Origin of the sequence: Gaiella occulta, from assembly GCF_003351045.1 — a bacterium.
GTDB classification, from domain to species: domain Bacteria; phylum Actinomycetota; class Thermoleophilia; order Gaiellales; family Gaiellaceae; genus Gaiella; species Gaiella occulta.
This window is the reverse complement of sequence record NZ_QQZY01000005.1, coordinates 121,336-134,666: the sequence shown is the minus strand read 5'-3', so window position 1 is coordinate 134,666 and position 13,331 is coordinate 121,336. Positions and strand designations below refer to the sequence as shown.

The 13,331-nt window shown below is 73.1% G+C and carries 12 protein-coding genes; 3 read left to right on the top strand and 9 right to left on the bottom strand.

What is annotated here, in order from left to right; all coding sequences use genetic code 11:
* Positions 1-14 precede the first annotated feature (14 nt).
* The 8 genes from Gocc_RS11065 to Gocc_RS11035 all read right to left on the bottom strand — a co-directional run bounded on the left by Gocc_RS11065 (position 15) and on the right by Gocc_RS11035 (position 8,233).
* On the bottom strand, positions 15-878 hold the full coding sequence (locus tag Gocc_RS11065; protein WP_181813603.1) for a UbiA-like polyprenyltransferase: 864 nt from the start codon (positions 876-878) through the stop codon (positions 15-17).
* The gene (locus Gocc_RS16255; protein WP_181813602.1) at positions 875-1,357 is read right to left on the bottom strand and encodes a MogA/MoaB family molybdenum cofactor biosynthesis protein; all 483 of its coding nucleotides are present in this window, start codon (positions 1,355-1,357) and stop codon (positions 875-877) included. Before Gocc_RS16255 ends, Gocc_RS11065 begins: the two co-directional genes overlap by 4 nt.
* Positions 1,339-1,800, bottom strand: coding sequence for a cyclic pyranopterin monophosphate synthase MoaC (moaC, locus tag Gocc_RS16250; protein ID WP_181813601.1), 462 nt, complete (start codon positions 1,798-1,800; stop codon positions 1,339-1,341). The genes Gocc_RS16255 and moaC overlap by 19 nt, the downstream gene beginning before the upstream one ends.
* A complete protein-coding gene (locus Gocc_RS11055) occupies positions 1,797-3,389 on the bottom strand; it encodes an aldehyde dehydrogenase family protein (RefSeq protein ID WP_181813600.1) in 1,593 nt (530 codons plus the stop codon). The genes moaC and Gocc_RS11055 overlap by 4 nt, the downstream gene beginning before the upstream one ends.
* Positions 3,386-4,801, bottom strand: a complete 1,416-nt coding sequence (locus Gocc_RS11050) for an alpha,alpha-trehalose-phosphate synthase (UDP-forming) (protein WP_114796622.1) — start codon at positions 4,799-4,801, stop codon at positions 3,386-3,388. The genes Gocc_RS11055 and Gocc_RS11050 overlap by 4 nt, the downstream gene beginning before the upstream one ends.
* 11 nt (positions 4,802-4,812) lie before the next feature.
* On the bottom strand, positions 4,813-5,985 hold the full coding sequence (locus tag Gocc_RS11045; protein WP_114796621.1) for a S1C family serine protease: 1,173 nt from the start codon (positions 5,983-5,985) through the stop codon (positions 4,813-4,815).
* A 134-nt stretch (positions 5,986-6,119) separates the two neighbouring features.
* Positions 6,120-7,538 carry a sensor histidine kinase gene (locus tag Gocc_RS11040; RefSeq protein ID WP_114796620.1) on the bottom strand — a complete coding sequence of 473 codons (1,419 nt, stop codon included), beginning with the start codon at positions 7,536-7,538 and terminating at the stop codon, positions 6,120-6,122.
* Complete coding sequence (locus Gocc_RS11035; RefSeq protein ID WP_114796718.1) at positions 7,535-8,233, bottom strand: response regulator transcription factor; 699 nt, start codon at positions 8,231-8,233, stop codon at positions 7,535-7,537. The genes Gocc_RS11040 and Gocc_RS11035 overlap by 4 nt, the downstream gene beginning before the upstream one ends.
* Before the next feature lie 58 nt (positions 8,234-8,291).
* On the opposite strand from Gocc_RS11035, the gene Gocc_RS11030 reads away from it, so the two are divergent.
* Positions 8,292-10,064 (top strand): M28 family metallopeptidase, encoded by a 1,773-nt coding sequence (locus Gocc_RS11030; RefSeq protein ID WP_181813599.1) that lies wholly within the window; start codon positions 8,292-8,294, stop codon positions 10,062-10,064.
* Here the strand turns inward: Gocc_RS11030 and Gocc_RS11025 are convergent.
* Positions 10,049-11,236 carry a molybdopterin molybdotransferase MoeA gene (locus Gocc_RS11025; RefSeq protein ID WP_114796618.1) on the bottom strand — a complete coding sequence of 396 codons (1,188 nt, stop codon included), beginning with the start codon at positions 11,234-11,236 and terminating at the stop codon, positions 10,049-10,051. The genes Gocc_RS11030 and Gocc_RS11025 overlap by 16 nt on opposite strands.
* Before the next feature lie 49 nt (positions 11,237-11,285).
* Between Gocc_RS11025 and Gocc_RS11020 the strand changes: the two genes are divergently transcribed.
* Positions 11,286-12,224, top strand: coding sequence for a glycosyltransferase family 2 protein (locus Gocc_RS11020; protein WP_220150579.1), 939 nt, complete (start codon positions 11,286-11,288; stop codon positions 12,222-12,224).
* Positions 12,225-12,245: 21 nt separating this feature from the next.
* Entirely contained in the window at positions 12,246-13,316 is a 1,071-nt protein-coding gene (locus Gocc_RS11015; protein WP_114796616.1) for a glycosyltransferase family 4 protein, read from the top strand.
* Positions 13,317-13,331: the final 15 nt, after the last annotated feature.

Here is a 13,331-nt window from a genome sequence, read left to right as displayed (position 1 = left end):
AACACCCGCTGCGCTCAGAGCAGGGTGTCGAGGGCGACGAAGGCGAGGAAGACGACGCTGATAGCGCCGTTGACCGTGAAGAAGGCGGCGTCGAGCCGGCGCAGGTCGCCGGGCCGCACGAGCGCATGCTCGTAGAGCAGGAGCACGGCCGCCGCGGCGACGCCGAGCCAGTAGAGGATGCCCCGCTCGAGGCCGACGCCGACGGCCGCGAGCATCCCCACGGCGGCGAGGTGGAACAGCCGGGCGCCGGCGAACACCCCGCGCTCGCCGAAGCGCGTCGCCCACGAGTGCAAGCCCGCGTCGCGGTCGTGGTCGATGTCGAAGAGGGCGTAGAAGAGATCGAAGCCTGCCACCCACAGCCCCTGGGCGAGGAACAGCGCCCACGCTTCCCAGGGTGCGGTGCCGGTGACCGCGAGCCAGGCGCCGACCGGGGCGAGGCCCGTGCAGGCTCCGAGCCAGAGGTGACAGAGCCACGTGACGCGCTTCAGGTACGGGTAGACGACGAAGAGCAGCACCGGGATCGGCCACAGCCAGCGCACGACGGGATCGAGCTGCAGCACGGCGGCGAGGTAGAGCGCGAGCGCTGCGCCGCAGAGCACCCACACCTGACGCCGCGACAGCGCACCCGACGGGATCTCCCGCGCTGCCGTGCGCGGGTTGCGCGCGTCGATCTCGGCGTCGACGAGGCGGTTCAGGCCCATCGCCAGCGTCCTCGCACCCACCATCGCCACGGTCACCCACAACAGGTCGCCGAAACCGGGGAATCCGTCCGCGCCGAGCAAAGCGCCGACGTACGCGAACGGCAGCGCGAACACCGTGTGCTCGATGCGCACGAGCGAGGCGAAGCGACGGGGAAGCGAGGCCGCGGCGCTGCTCACGTCTGCCGGTGCCGCGATTCCTGGTCGCCGGCGGCGAGTTCGAGGCCGTGCGCCAGCGCGGGGCGCAGCACCTCGTAGCCGTCACGGCAACCACCGGGCGACCCCGGCAAGTTGACGACGAGTGTCGCGCCGAGCAGACCCGCGATGCCGCGCGAAAGGAGCGCGTGCGGTGTCTTCTCGCGCGCGTCGGCGCGGATGGCCTCTGCGACTCCGGGCGCCTCCCGCTCGATCACGGCGCGGGTCGCCTCGGGCGTGACGTCGCGGGGCGTGAAGCCCGTGCCGCCCGTCGTCAGCACGAGCGCGCTGCCCGTGGCGAGCTCTGCGATCGCCGCCGCGATCTCGTCGCGCTCGTCGGCGACGAGTCTGCGCACGACCTCGAACCCGTCCGCGCGCAGGAGCTCGGCGAGGAGGTCGCCGCTGCGATCCTCGCGCGTGCCTGCGCGGACGCCGTCCGACACGGTCAGGACGGCGGCGCGCACACGACCTCCTTCGTCTTCTCGACGAGTGTCACGTCCGTGATCGACATCTCCTTGTCCACCGCCTTCGCCATGTCGTACACCGTCAACGCGGCCACGGATACCGCCATCAGCGCCTCCATCTCGACGCCGGTCCGCGCGGTCGTCTCCGCCACGGCTTCGACCTCGACGCCGCCGGCAACGACGGTCAGCCGCACGTCGACGACCGAGAGCGGCAGCGGATGGCACAGCGGAATCAGGTCGCTCGTGCGCTTGGCGGCCATGATGCCGGCGAGCTGCGCGGTCGTGAGGGCGTCGCCCTTGGGGAGGGCGCCGAGGCGCGCGGCCGTCGCCGGCGCCATCCGCACGGTTGCCCGCGCCACTGCGCGCCGACGTGAGAGCGGCTTCGCGCCGACGTCGACCATCCGCACGGCACCGCTCTCGTCGACGTGAGAGAGGTCGCTCATCGGCGCAACGCCCTCCTTCCGAGCGCGACGAGACCGTGACGGTGCGCGACGAGCGCGGCGGCCCGCCCGCGGACGCCGTCGCCGTAGAGAGCGCCGAGGGCGCCGCGGAAACCGTCGACGACCTCCTCTGAGTACGGGTACCACCATGGAGGCGTGAGCCGACCGCGATCGGCGTCGGTGTACTTGACCTGGGACATCTCGTAGAGGCCATGTTTGGAGTGGGTGCGGCCGTAGCCGGACTCCTTGCGGCCGCCCCACGGCGCCTGACATGCGCCGTACGAATAGGCATGGTCGTTCATCCAGACCGAGCCGGCCTCGAGCTGCTCGGCCACCCGCCGCCCGCGCTGCCGGTCGCGGGTCCACACGCTGGCGCCGAGTCCGAAGCGCGAGGCATTGGCCCGGCGAATGCCGTCCGACTCGTTCTCCATGCTGGCAACTATGACGACGGGCCCGAAGATCTCCTCGGCATGGACGCGAGCGTCCGCGGGCACCTCGGCGAGCACGGTCGGCTCGAGGAACCAGCCGGGCAGCCCCAGCGGCGGTCGCCCCCCGCCGCTGACGACTGCTGCGCCGCGCTCGACCGCGTCGGCGACGAGCTCCTCCACCCTGGCGCGCTGCATCTCGGTGACGAGCGGGCCCAGGTCGGTGCGCGGGTCGCTGCCGCGACCGATGCGGAGAGCGCGGGCGCGCTCACCGAGCCGGGCCACGAACGGCTCGTAGAGAGAGGCGTCCACGTAGATGCGCTCGACACCCGAGCACACCTGCCCGCAGTTGGAGAACGACGCCCACAGCGCGCCCTCCACCGCCCGCTCGAGGTCGGCGTCGTCGAGCACGAGCATCGGATCCTTGCCGCCGAGCTCCAGGGTGACGGGACAGAGTCGCTCGGCGGCCCGCCGCGCGACAGCGCGACCGGCATCGGACGAGCCGGTGAAGACGACCCGGTGGATCCCCCGTTGGCGGACGATCGCATCGCCGGCGGTCTCGCCCGGGCCCTGCACGATGCGCACGAGACCGGCGGGAGCCCCCGCCCGCCGAAACAGCTCTTCGACCCACGCCCCGGTCAACGGCGTCAGCTCGGACGGCTTGACGACCGCCGCGTTGCCGGCGGCCACGGCCGTCGCCGCCTGCGTCAGCGGCACCCCCAGGGGGAAGTTCCAGGCCGAGATGATGCCGATGACGCCCGCCGGCTCGTAGCGCAGCGACGCGCTCTTGTGGCGCACGTGGAGCTGCGGCATGGGGACGCGCTCGGGGCGCAACACCCTCCCGAGGTGCGACGCGAGCCATATGAGGTTGTCCAGACAGACGAACAGCTCGGAGGTGTACGCCTCCACGATCGGCTTTCCGGTCTCGGCGACGATCGTCTCCGCGATCTCCTCTCCGGCGTCGAGGAGCGCGCGCGCGACGCCACGCAACACGCGCGAGCGCTGCTCGAAGGGCTCCCGCGCCCATCGCTCCTGCGCCATGCGGGCCTCGGCCACGATCTCGCCGATCGCCTCCGGCTCCGTCGCGACGACGCGGCCGACCTCGCGCAGCGTCGCCGGGTCGACCGATACGAGCTCGCCCGCGGCGAAGAGAGGAGTCGCGCTCACGAGCGCATCGTACTGCGGGCATCGAGCGCGGCGACCTCCGCGGCGGCCCAGGCACGAGTGTCGTGTGCGCGCACCCGACGCCTGATGCCCTCGATCCGCCGCCGCCGCTCGGCGGGGGCGAGCGCAAGCGCCTGCTCGAGCGCATCGGCGGTGCCCGCGACGTCGGAGGGATCGACGGCGAGCGCCCAGCGGCCGATCTCCTCCCACGCGCCGGCCTCACGGGAGAGCACGAGCACGCCGTTGCGCGCGTTCACGAGCGGTGCCTCCATCGCCACGAGGTTGAGCCCGTCTCGCAGCGGGTTCACGAGCAACACGTCGTACTGGCGGTAGGCGGCTACAGAGCCCGGGAAGTCGTCACGGACGCGCAGGTCGATCGGAACCCAGCCCGCTCCACCGAACGACGCGTTGACCCTGCGCGCCTCGTGCTCGAGCGCCTCGCGGTAACGGACGTACTCGGGGATCGCCTGCCGCGACGGGTCGAGCAGGGCGAGCATGCCGATGCGCCCGTGCAGATCGGGCCGGCGGCCGAGCAGGTGCCCGAAGGCGGCGAAGCCGGCGACCGCGTTCTTCGACGGATCGGTGCGGTCGACGCGAAGGACGAGGATCTCGGGACGCGCGGCCACGAGATCCGCCTCGCGTTCCTTCACGGCGGCGCTGCCGGCGACGGCCTCCAGCCCGGACGCGTCCACCGCGACCGGGTTCACGTGCGAGCACGCGGCCGCCTCGTCTCCGCGGCCGAGCAGCACCGCGCAGCTCTCGACGAAGGCTCGCCGCCAGCGCTCGGTATGGAATCCCACGCTGTCGCACGCGAGAAGCCCTTCGTGCACGCGCACGGAAAGCGCACGGGGGAGCACCGACCACTCGCCCGGACCGGGCCACGGGATGTGCACGAAGTGCGCGAGGCGCGCCTCCGGGCGCTCTTCGCGCACCATGGCCGGAGCCTCGTAGAGGTGGTAGTCCTGGAACAGGACTCCCGCGTCGGGCGCCTGCTCCAGCTCCTGGAGCACGGCGGCGGCGAACGCGGCGTTCACGGTCGTGTAGCCGTCGCGCCACGCACCCGCGAGGTCGGCCTCCGGGTCGTGCTTGAGCCGCCACAGGCCGTGTTGCACGAACCACAGCGCGGGATTCGCCACGACCTCGTAGAAGAGCCTGTACGCCTCGAGGTCGTGGGCGACGAAGCGCAGCCGGTACGGGCTGCCGTCCTCGCCCTGCTGGTCGACGGATCCCGCGGCCGCGAGCGCGCGCTCGGCATCGGTCGTCGCGCTCGCGACCCACGTCACGGCGTGGTCGCGGATGAGCGGCCGCAGCGCGCTCACGAGGCCGCCTGCACCACGGCGCGTAGCGCGGTTGCCGTCGGCGTCGACGTCGACGCCGACCGGGGCGCGGTTCGAGACGACGAGCAGCGGGCGCACAGCCGGGAAGGCTACGCCGGCCGCTCGGCGAGCGTGACCTCGATCGTCTCGCGCCTCGTGCCCTGCCGCAGCACGACAAACGGCACCTTCTGCCCCGGGGAAAGCTCCAGGACGGCGCGGGACACGTCCCCTGCGCCGTCGATCCGCACGGAGCCGATGCGCACGATGAGATCGCCGCCCAGCGCCACGCGCAGCCCGTTGACGGTCTCGGAGCGGCTTCCGCCGCGGAGACCCGCCTTCGCCGCCGGCGTGCCCGGCTCGACCCTGGCGACGAGAGCGCCGCGTGCGGCGGCGAAGCCGAAGCGGCGCGCGAGACCCGGTGTCACGTCCTGCGTCGTGATCCCGACGTATGCGTACGAGACCCGTCCGAAGCGCTCGAGCTGCACGAGCGCGCGGCGCGCCACGTCGATCGGGATCGCGAACCCGACACCCTCCGCAGATCCGCTCGTCGAGCGGATCTGGGCGTTGATCCCGATCACGCGGCCGCGAGCGTCGAACAGGGGGCCGCCGGAGTTGCCGCGGTTGATCGGGGCATCGATCTGGATCGCGCCGACGACGCTGAAGCTCGAGGTAAGCGACTCGATCGTCCGGTCGGTGGCCGAGACCACCCCCACGGAAAGCGAGCTCTGCTCGTTGAACGGGCTGCCGATCGCTGCCACGGGCTCCCCGACGACGGCGGACGCCGAGTCCCCGAGCGGCACCGGGGCGAGAGCGTGGTCGGCCGGGTCGACACGGACGACGGCGACGTCGCTGAAGAGATCCCAGCCGACGATGCGCGCGGGAGCACGGTCCCGGTCCTTGAACTCGGCATACAGCCTCCGGGCTCCGACCACCTTCTGCCCCGCCGCGGCGGCGACGTTCGTGACGACATGCGCGTTCGTGAGAATCGTTCCGGCCGCGTCGACGACGAATCCCGATCCCTGTGACTGGCCGTCCGCGCCGAGATCGGCGTAGAGCGTGACGACGCCGGGCGCGCGCGCGGCGTAGATCGCGGCGGGATCGAAGCGGTTGCCGAGTGCCGGCACCGCCGCCGGGCGAAGCTCGGTCGTCACCGCTGCGCCCGGCACGACGACGGTCCGCGTCTCGCCGCTCGTGAGGCCGGTCGCAGCGCCGAGCACGAGCGCGGTGATACCGCCGAGCAGCGCGGCGACCACGGCGACGATCGCTGGCGGAGCCGGGCGCACCGCCGCACTCTAGCCTGGGCCGCCGGGCGTCACAGCGCGGACGTCGTGGGCGGCAGGCGGAAGCACGCGAACGCGCGGCGACGTTTTCACGTGGAAACGCTTTCACGTGGAGGAGGAGCGCGACAGCGAACGCCTCACTCGGCGGCGGGGGCGGTCGCGGCGGCGGCCGGCTCGGCGGCGGGCAGCTCGAGCGTCAGCACCGTCCGCCCGGGTCGACTGTGGAGCACGACGCTGCCGCCCATGCGGTCGGCGAGCTCGCGCGCGATGGCCAGCCCGAGCCCGCTGCCGGACGCCTGCCCACCGTCGACGCGATAGAAGCGCTGGAAGACCCGTTCCTGGTGCTCGGCCGGGATCCCCGGGCCGTCGTCCTCGACCGCGAGGGCGACGCAGCCCCGGCGCCGTTCCGCGCGGATCACGACGCGCGTGCGGGCCGGCGTGTGATGGAGAGCGTTGCCCGCGAGGGCGCGGCCGATCTGCAGCACGCGCTCCTCGTCGCCCCAGGCCGGCACTTCATCGTCCGCCACCACCTCGAGCACGTGGCCGGACGCGTCGGCGAGAGCGCCCAGCTCCTCCGCGAGCAGGCGGGCGGTCTCGGCCAGGTCGAGCTCCTCGCGCTCGACGCGCAGCCGGCCCGCGTCCATGCGCGAGAGGTCGAGCAAGTCGGTCGCGAGCTTCGTCAACCGCTCGACCTGACCCCGCGTCGTCGCCAGGAACTCGCGTCGCGTCTCCTCGTCGAGGTCCTCGTCGGCGAGCAGCTCGAGGAAGCCCGCAAGCGAGAACAGCGGCGTGCGCAGCTCGTGCGAGGCGTTTGCGACGAACTCCTTGCGGGCGCGGTCGAGCTGCGCGAGCTGGAGGCGCATGCGGTCGAACGACCGCGCGAGCTGCGCGAGCTCGTCGCTGCGGTCGTCGTAGACCGGCTCGTCGAACGCGCCCTCGGCGATGCGATCGGCAGCCTGCTGCAGCCGGCGGATTCGCCGCGCGTGCATCGCGGCCGCGACGAACCCGAGGCCGAACGCGATCGCGAGCGCGGCGGCGGTCGCGACGAGCAGCCGCCGCTCGACGAGCCGGACGGTCGCGAGCTGGTCCTCGAGCGATCCGGACAACAGCATCACGTCGCCCGTCGTGAGGAGCGGGAGCGCGACCTCGGCATACCAGCGGCCGTCGCGGCGCACGCGACCGCGCTGAAACCCCTCCTGCGCCGCCTTCACGGCGATGGGGTCGCTCGTGAGCTCCCGCGAGCCGACGCCGGATGAGTCGGCCAACCGCAGCAGCCTGACCGGCGGCCCGACGACGTTGAAGAGCACGACGCGGGCGTTCGAGACGAACGCCGCGACGTCGACGAAGTCGTCGGGGTTGAGCCTGCCGGCGGCGTCCTGTACCGCGTAGTTCGACGCGAGGATCTCCGCGTCCGACTGCTGCTGCTCGAGCTTCGCGTCGACGAGGCGCTGCTCCAGCGACGGCACCACGATCACGTACGCGGCGAGCAGCGCTCCGCCGACGATGAAGATGAGCGCCAGCGCCAGCCTGAGCCGGATGCCTCCCGGCAGGATCATCCGTCGCGAAAGCGGTAGCCGGCGCCGCGCACGGTGAGGATGAGCTCGGGCTCGCGCGGCTCGCGTTCGATCTTCTCCCGCAGGTGCCGCACATGGACGTCGATCGTGCGCGGCTCGCGATAGTCGGCGCCCCCACGGAGGCGCTCGAGCAGCTGGCGCCGTGAGAACACCACGCCCGGCGCAGAGGCCAGCAGCGCCAGCAGCTCGAACTCGACGAACGTGAGCTGGACGGGCTCGCCGCGCACCTCCACGGTGCGGCGCGGCAGGTCGATGACGACCTCTCCCCGGTCGATGACCTCCTCGCGCCGGGTCCCGAGGTGCGGAGTGGCCGCGCGCCGCAGGACGGCGCGCACACGGCTTCGGAACTCGCGGATGAGGAACGGCTTCGTGATGTAGTCGTCGGCGCCGAGCTCGAGTCCGAGGACCTTGTCGAGCTCGTCGTCGCGCGCCGTCAGCATGATGATCGGCACGGTGCTCTGCGCGCGCAGACGCCGGCACACCTCGAGTCCATCGACTTTAGGCAGCATGATGTCGAGGACGACGAGATCGACCGCCTCCTCGGCGAAGCGGCGGAGCGCCTCCTCGCCGTCGCGCGCCTGTACGACCCGGTATCCGTCCCGCTCGAGCGGGTAGGTCAGGAGCTTCTGGATCGAGTCCTCGTCGTCGACGAGGAGGATGGTCGAGGATTCGGGCATCGTCGCGTCCTTCGCGCGGGGCGCGCGTTTGCCTGCCGCTCGTACTATAGCCCGGTCGATGAAAGCCGCCCGGCCCCGTAGCTCCCGCAGGAGGCCGCGCCGCGGCTCCGTCGAGCGTCCCGTCAACACGCGCCTCGTACGCAGCGCGCTGCTCGTGCTCCTGCCGCCGCTGCTGCTGCTCGCGTTCACGATCGGCCGCCCGGGGCCGCTGCCCGCCCCGACGCTGCCGCCATCCTTCGACGGGGCCGCCGCGACGGCGCTCGCGACCGAGCTCGCGCGGGAGAACCCGAATCGGAAGCCCGGTACCGCGGGGGCCGCCGGCGCCGCCCGCTGGTTCGAGGAGAAGCTGGCGCTGTACGGGCTCCCGACGACGGAGGACACCTGGAAGGAGGCGATCCCGGGGCTGGGGCCCGTCGAGCTGCGCAACATCTTCGCGGTCGTCCGCGGCACGGCCGAGGACGCGATCGTCTTCGTCGCCCATCGCGACAACGACGGCGGCGGGCCGGGCGCGAACGACAACGCCTCGGGCACCGCGGCGCTCATCGAGCTGGCGCGGGGGTATGCCCGCCTCGGGACCGCCGCGTCCCGTCCGACCCCCCGACACACGCTCGTCTTCCTCTCCTCGGACGGCGGCGCGTACGGCGGCTTCGGCGCCGCGCGCTTCGCCCGCACGTCGACGTTCCGGGGCCGTGTGCTCGCCGTGGTCTCCCTCGACGGTCTCGCCGGCTCTGCGCGGCCACGGCTCGTCATCTCCGGCACAGCGCCGCGCTCACCCGCGCCCGCGCTCCTGCGCACCGCCGACGTGCGCATCACCGCCCAGCTCGGGCGCCCACCTGCACGGCCGGGCTGGCTCACGCAGCTCGTCGATCTCGCCGTGCCGTTCGGCTACGGCGAGCAGGCGCCGTTCCTCGGCCGGCGCATCTCGGCCGTGCGCATCGCAACCTCGGATGACACGGGCGCGACACCCGAAGGCGACGTGCCGGAGCGCCTCGACGCGGCGCGGTTCGGCCAGCTCGGCCGTGCCGTCGAAAGCCTGATCGCGTCCCTCGACGCCGGCATCGAGCTCGCCGGCGGCAGCGCCGGCTACCTCTACCTCGGTGACCGCGTCGTGCGCGGCTGGGCGATCGAGCTCGTGCTCCTCGCCGCGCTGCTCCCCTACCTCATCGGCACGGTCGACCTGCTTGCCCGCTGTCGACGGCGCCGCCTGCCGCTGCGCGATGCCTGGCGCGCCCAGCGTGCGCGCGCCGGCCTCTGGCTGTGGTTCGCCCTCCTCATCGGCATCGGGGCGCTCATCGGCGTCTTCCCGCGGGATTCCCCGATCCCACCGCCTCCGTCCAGCCCGGCCGTCGCGGAGTGGCCGGCGGTCGGGCTCGCCGTGCTCGGCGCGCTCGCAGCGGCGGGCTGGGGGCGGATGCGGCGCGGCCTCCGCGCCTCCGCGCCCGTGACGGCGGACGAGGTTCTCGCCGGCTACGCCGTCGCTCTCACGGCCCTCGCCGGCATCGCCCTGCTCACGGCGCTCGTAAGCCCGTACGGCCTCGTGTTCGTGCTCCCGTCGCTGTATGCCTGGCTCTGGCTGCCGCAGTGCGGGCACGGCCGTCGGCGAGGCGTGCTCTTCGGGCTGGGCCTCGCCGGGCCGGCACTCGCCCTGGCGGCGATCAGCGCCCAGCTCGGTCTCGGAGCGACGGCACCGCTCTACCTCACCGCGCTGCTGACGCTCGGGCTCGTGCCGTGGGCGACGACACTGGCGCTCTTCCTGTGGGCTGCGGTTGCGATGCAGCTCGGCTCGCTCGTGGTCAGAGGCGGCGGGCAGGCGCCTCAGAGCGGGAGGTAGCCGACCGTCGCTCCCACGGGGAGCTCTCCCTCTCCACGCGGAACCCGCACGAGTGCGTCTGCGGCCGCCGCGCGTACGATCATGTGCGACTCCTGGCCGCTCACGGGGGAGAGAGTCACCCCGGCCGCGCCCCACACGCTCCGGGCGCGCACGAAGTCGTCGCGCACGGCGTTGCGGCGCAGCGGCGCGGCAAGCAGGCCGGGCAGGAAGCGCCAGCCCGCGTCGGCGGCGCCCTGCAGCGCGCGCAACGCGGGAACGACGAAGAGCAGGCAGCCGACGAGCGAGGAGACGGGGTTCCCCGGCAGGCCGAAGACGAGGGTGTCGCCGCGCACGCCGAACGCGAGCGGCTTGCCGGGGCGCATGGCGATGCCCCAGAAGACCTCCTCGACGCCCAGTTCCGCCTCGACCTTGCGCACGAGGTCGTGCGGGCCGACGGAGACGCCTCCCGAGGTGACGAGCACGTCCGCTTCGAGACCGCGCGCGATCGCCTCCCGATGCTCGACCGCGTCGTCCGAGACGACGCCGACGCGATCGACGGCGGCCCCCGCCCGCGTGAGCGCCGCCTCGAGCATGACGCCGTTCGACTCGTAGATCTCGCCCTCCCGCAGCTCGTCCGGCGGCGTGCGCAGCTCCGTGCCGGTCACGAGCACGGCGACGCGGGGTACCCGCGCGCAACTCACGCGCGAGACGCCGCAGGCGGCAAGGGCGGCGATCCGGGTCGGTGTGAGCTCGAGGCCCGCAGCCAGCGCCACCTCGCCGCAGGCGATGTCGCCGCCGCGCCGGCGCACGTTGTCGCCGTACGAGACGTCCGGCACCTCGACGCTGTCGCCGCGGTCGACGGCGATCTCGAGCGGGACGACCGTGTCTGCCCCCTCCGGCACGACGCCTCCGGTGGAGATGCCCATCGCCTCACCCGGGGCGAGCGGGCGCTCCGCGGGTCGGCCGGCCGCGACCCGGCCGACGACGGCCAGCACGCCGGGAGCATCGGCCGCGCGCAGCGCGAAGCCGTCCATCGCGGAGCTCGGGAAGGGGGGCAGGTCGACGAGAGCGCGCGCGGGTTCGGCCAGCACGCGGTTCGCCGCGGCGGCGAGCTGCACCTGCTCGCTCGGCAGCACACGTACGCGGGAGACGATGCGCTCGAGCGCGTCCTCGGGCGTCAGCAGAGAGGACATGCTCCAACGCTACCGTGTCGGCGGCGAGCCCAGGGGGTACCCTCGCGGCGTGATCTCGGTCGTCGTCCCCGTGCACGACGAGGAGCGCAGCGCCGCGCTTCTCTACCAGGAGCTCGTCGCGGCGCTGCAGCCGGACGGCCGTCCGTGGGAGGCGGTGTTCGTCGACGACGGTTCCAGCGACGGCACCTTCGACGCGCTCACGCGGCTGCACGCCGCCCACGACAACGTGCGCGTGGTGCGCCTGCGACGGAACTTCGGCAAGGCCGCCGCCCTCGACGCCGGCTTCTCCGAGGCGAGCGGCGACGTCGTCGTCACGATCGACGGCGACCTCCAGGACGACCCGTCCGAGATCCCGCGGCTGCTCGCGAAGCTCGACGAGGGCTACGACCTCGTCTCGGGATGGAAGACGAAGCGCTGCGACCCGCTCTCGCGGCGGATCCCGTCGAAGATCTTCAACACGGTTGCCGGGAGAGTCTCCGGTCTGCGCTTGCACGACATGAACTGCGGGCTCAAGGCGTACCGCGCCGAGGTGCTGCGCGGCATGCGGCTGTACGGAGAGCTCCATCGCTACGTGCCCATCCTGGCGCACTACCGCGGCTACCGCATCGCCGAGCTGCCCGTCAACCACCGTCCACGCGAGCACGGCCGTTCGAACTACGGGGTCGAGCGCTACGTGCGCGGCTTCCTCGACCTCCTCACCGTCACCTTCATGGGGAGGTACCGCCATCGCCCGTTGCACCTCTTCGGCGGGCTCGGCCTGCTCTCGAGCCTGATCGGCTTCGTGATCCTCGTCTACCTGACGGCGATCAAGCTCGGCGGCTCGGCGATCGGGCAGCGCCCGCTGCTCACGCTCGGCGTGCTGCTCCTGGTCGTCGGCATCCAGCTGCTCTCGCTCGGGCTCATCTCCGAGCTCATCACGAGCCATCACGAGGAGCGCGTCGGCGACGGCGAGCGGGCCGAGCGGCTCATCGACGAGGTCCTCCGTTGACGAGCGCCTGACAGAGCCGCGGTGCGCGTCCTCTACTTCGGCACGTACGACCGTTCGTACCCGCGAAATGCGCAGGTGATCTCCGCGCTGCGCGGGGCCGGTGTCGAGGTGTACGAGGAGCAGCGGCCGGTCTGGGAGCGCCGCCACAACTGGTCGCTCGGGCTGCGCCAGCTCGCCCGGCTCGCGGACGCCGAGCTGCGCCTTCGGCGCGGCGGGCGCGGCGACGCCGACGTCCTCATCGTCGGCTACCCGGGACATTTCGACCTGCCGGCCGCGAGACGGGCCGCACGCGGACGCCCGGTCGTGTTCAACCCCCTCGTGTCCCTGTACGACACCCTCGTCGACGATCGCGGGCGCTTTCGCCACGGCTCACCGGCGGCGCGCGTCATCAGCGCGGCCGACCGGCGGGCGTTCCGGCGTGCAGATCTCGTCGTCGCCGACACGCACGCGCACGCCCGCTTCTTTCGCGCGCGGTTCGACCTCGCCGACGACGCGGTCGACGTCTGTCTCGTGGGAGCCGAGGATCGGCTCTTCCGCCCCGGCGCGCCCGCGCAGCCGCCGTTCCACGCGCTCTTCGTCGGGAAGCTGATACCGCTGCACGGGCTGGAGACGATCCTCGCGGCCGCGCGCCTCGCTCCCGAGATTCCCTTCCGCGTCGTCGGCAGCGGGCAGCTCGAACGGCTGCTCGACGGACGCCCGGCGAGCGTGGAATGGGTGCCGTGGATCGACTACGAGGATCTCCCCGGCGCGGTGCAGCGCGCCGGCTGCGTGCTGGGCGTGTTCGGAACGGGCGCCAAGGCGGCGCGCGTGATTCCCAACAAGGTGTTCCAGGCGCTCGCCTGCGCGCGCCCGCTGGTGACGGCGGACACGCCTGCCGTGCGGGAGCTGCTCAGCCACGAGCGGGACGCGCTGCTCGTCCCCGCCGGCGACCCGGGCGCCCTCGCCGCCGCCGTGCGGCGGCTTGCCGGCGACCCGTCCCTGCGGCAGCGTCTCGGAGCGGCGGCGCGGACGACCTACGAGGAGCATGCGGCCGAGAGCGTGCTCGGGGCGCGCTGGCGCATGCTCCTGGAACGGGTGCTGCGGGCCGCGTGACGCGCCCTCGTGCAC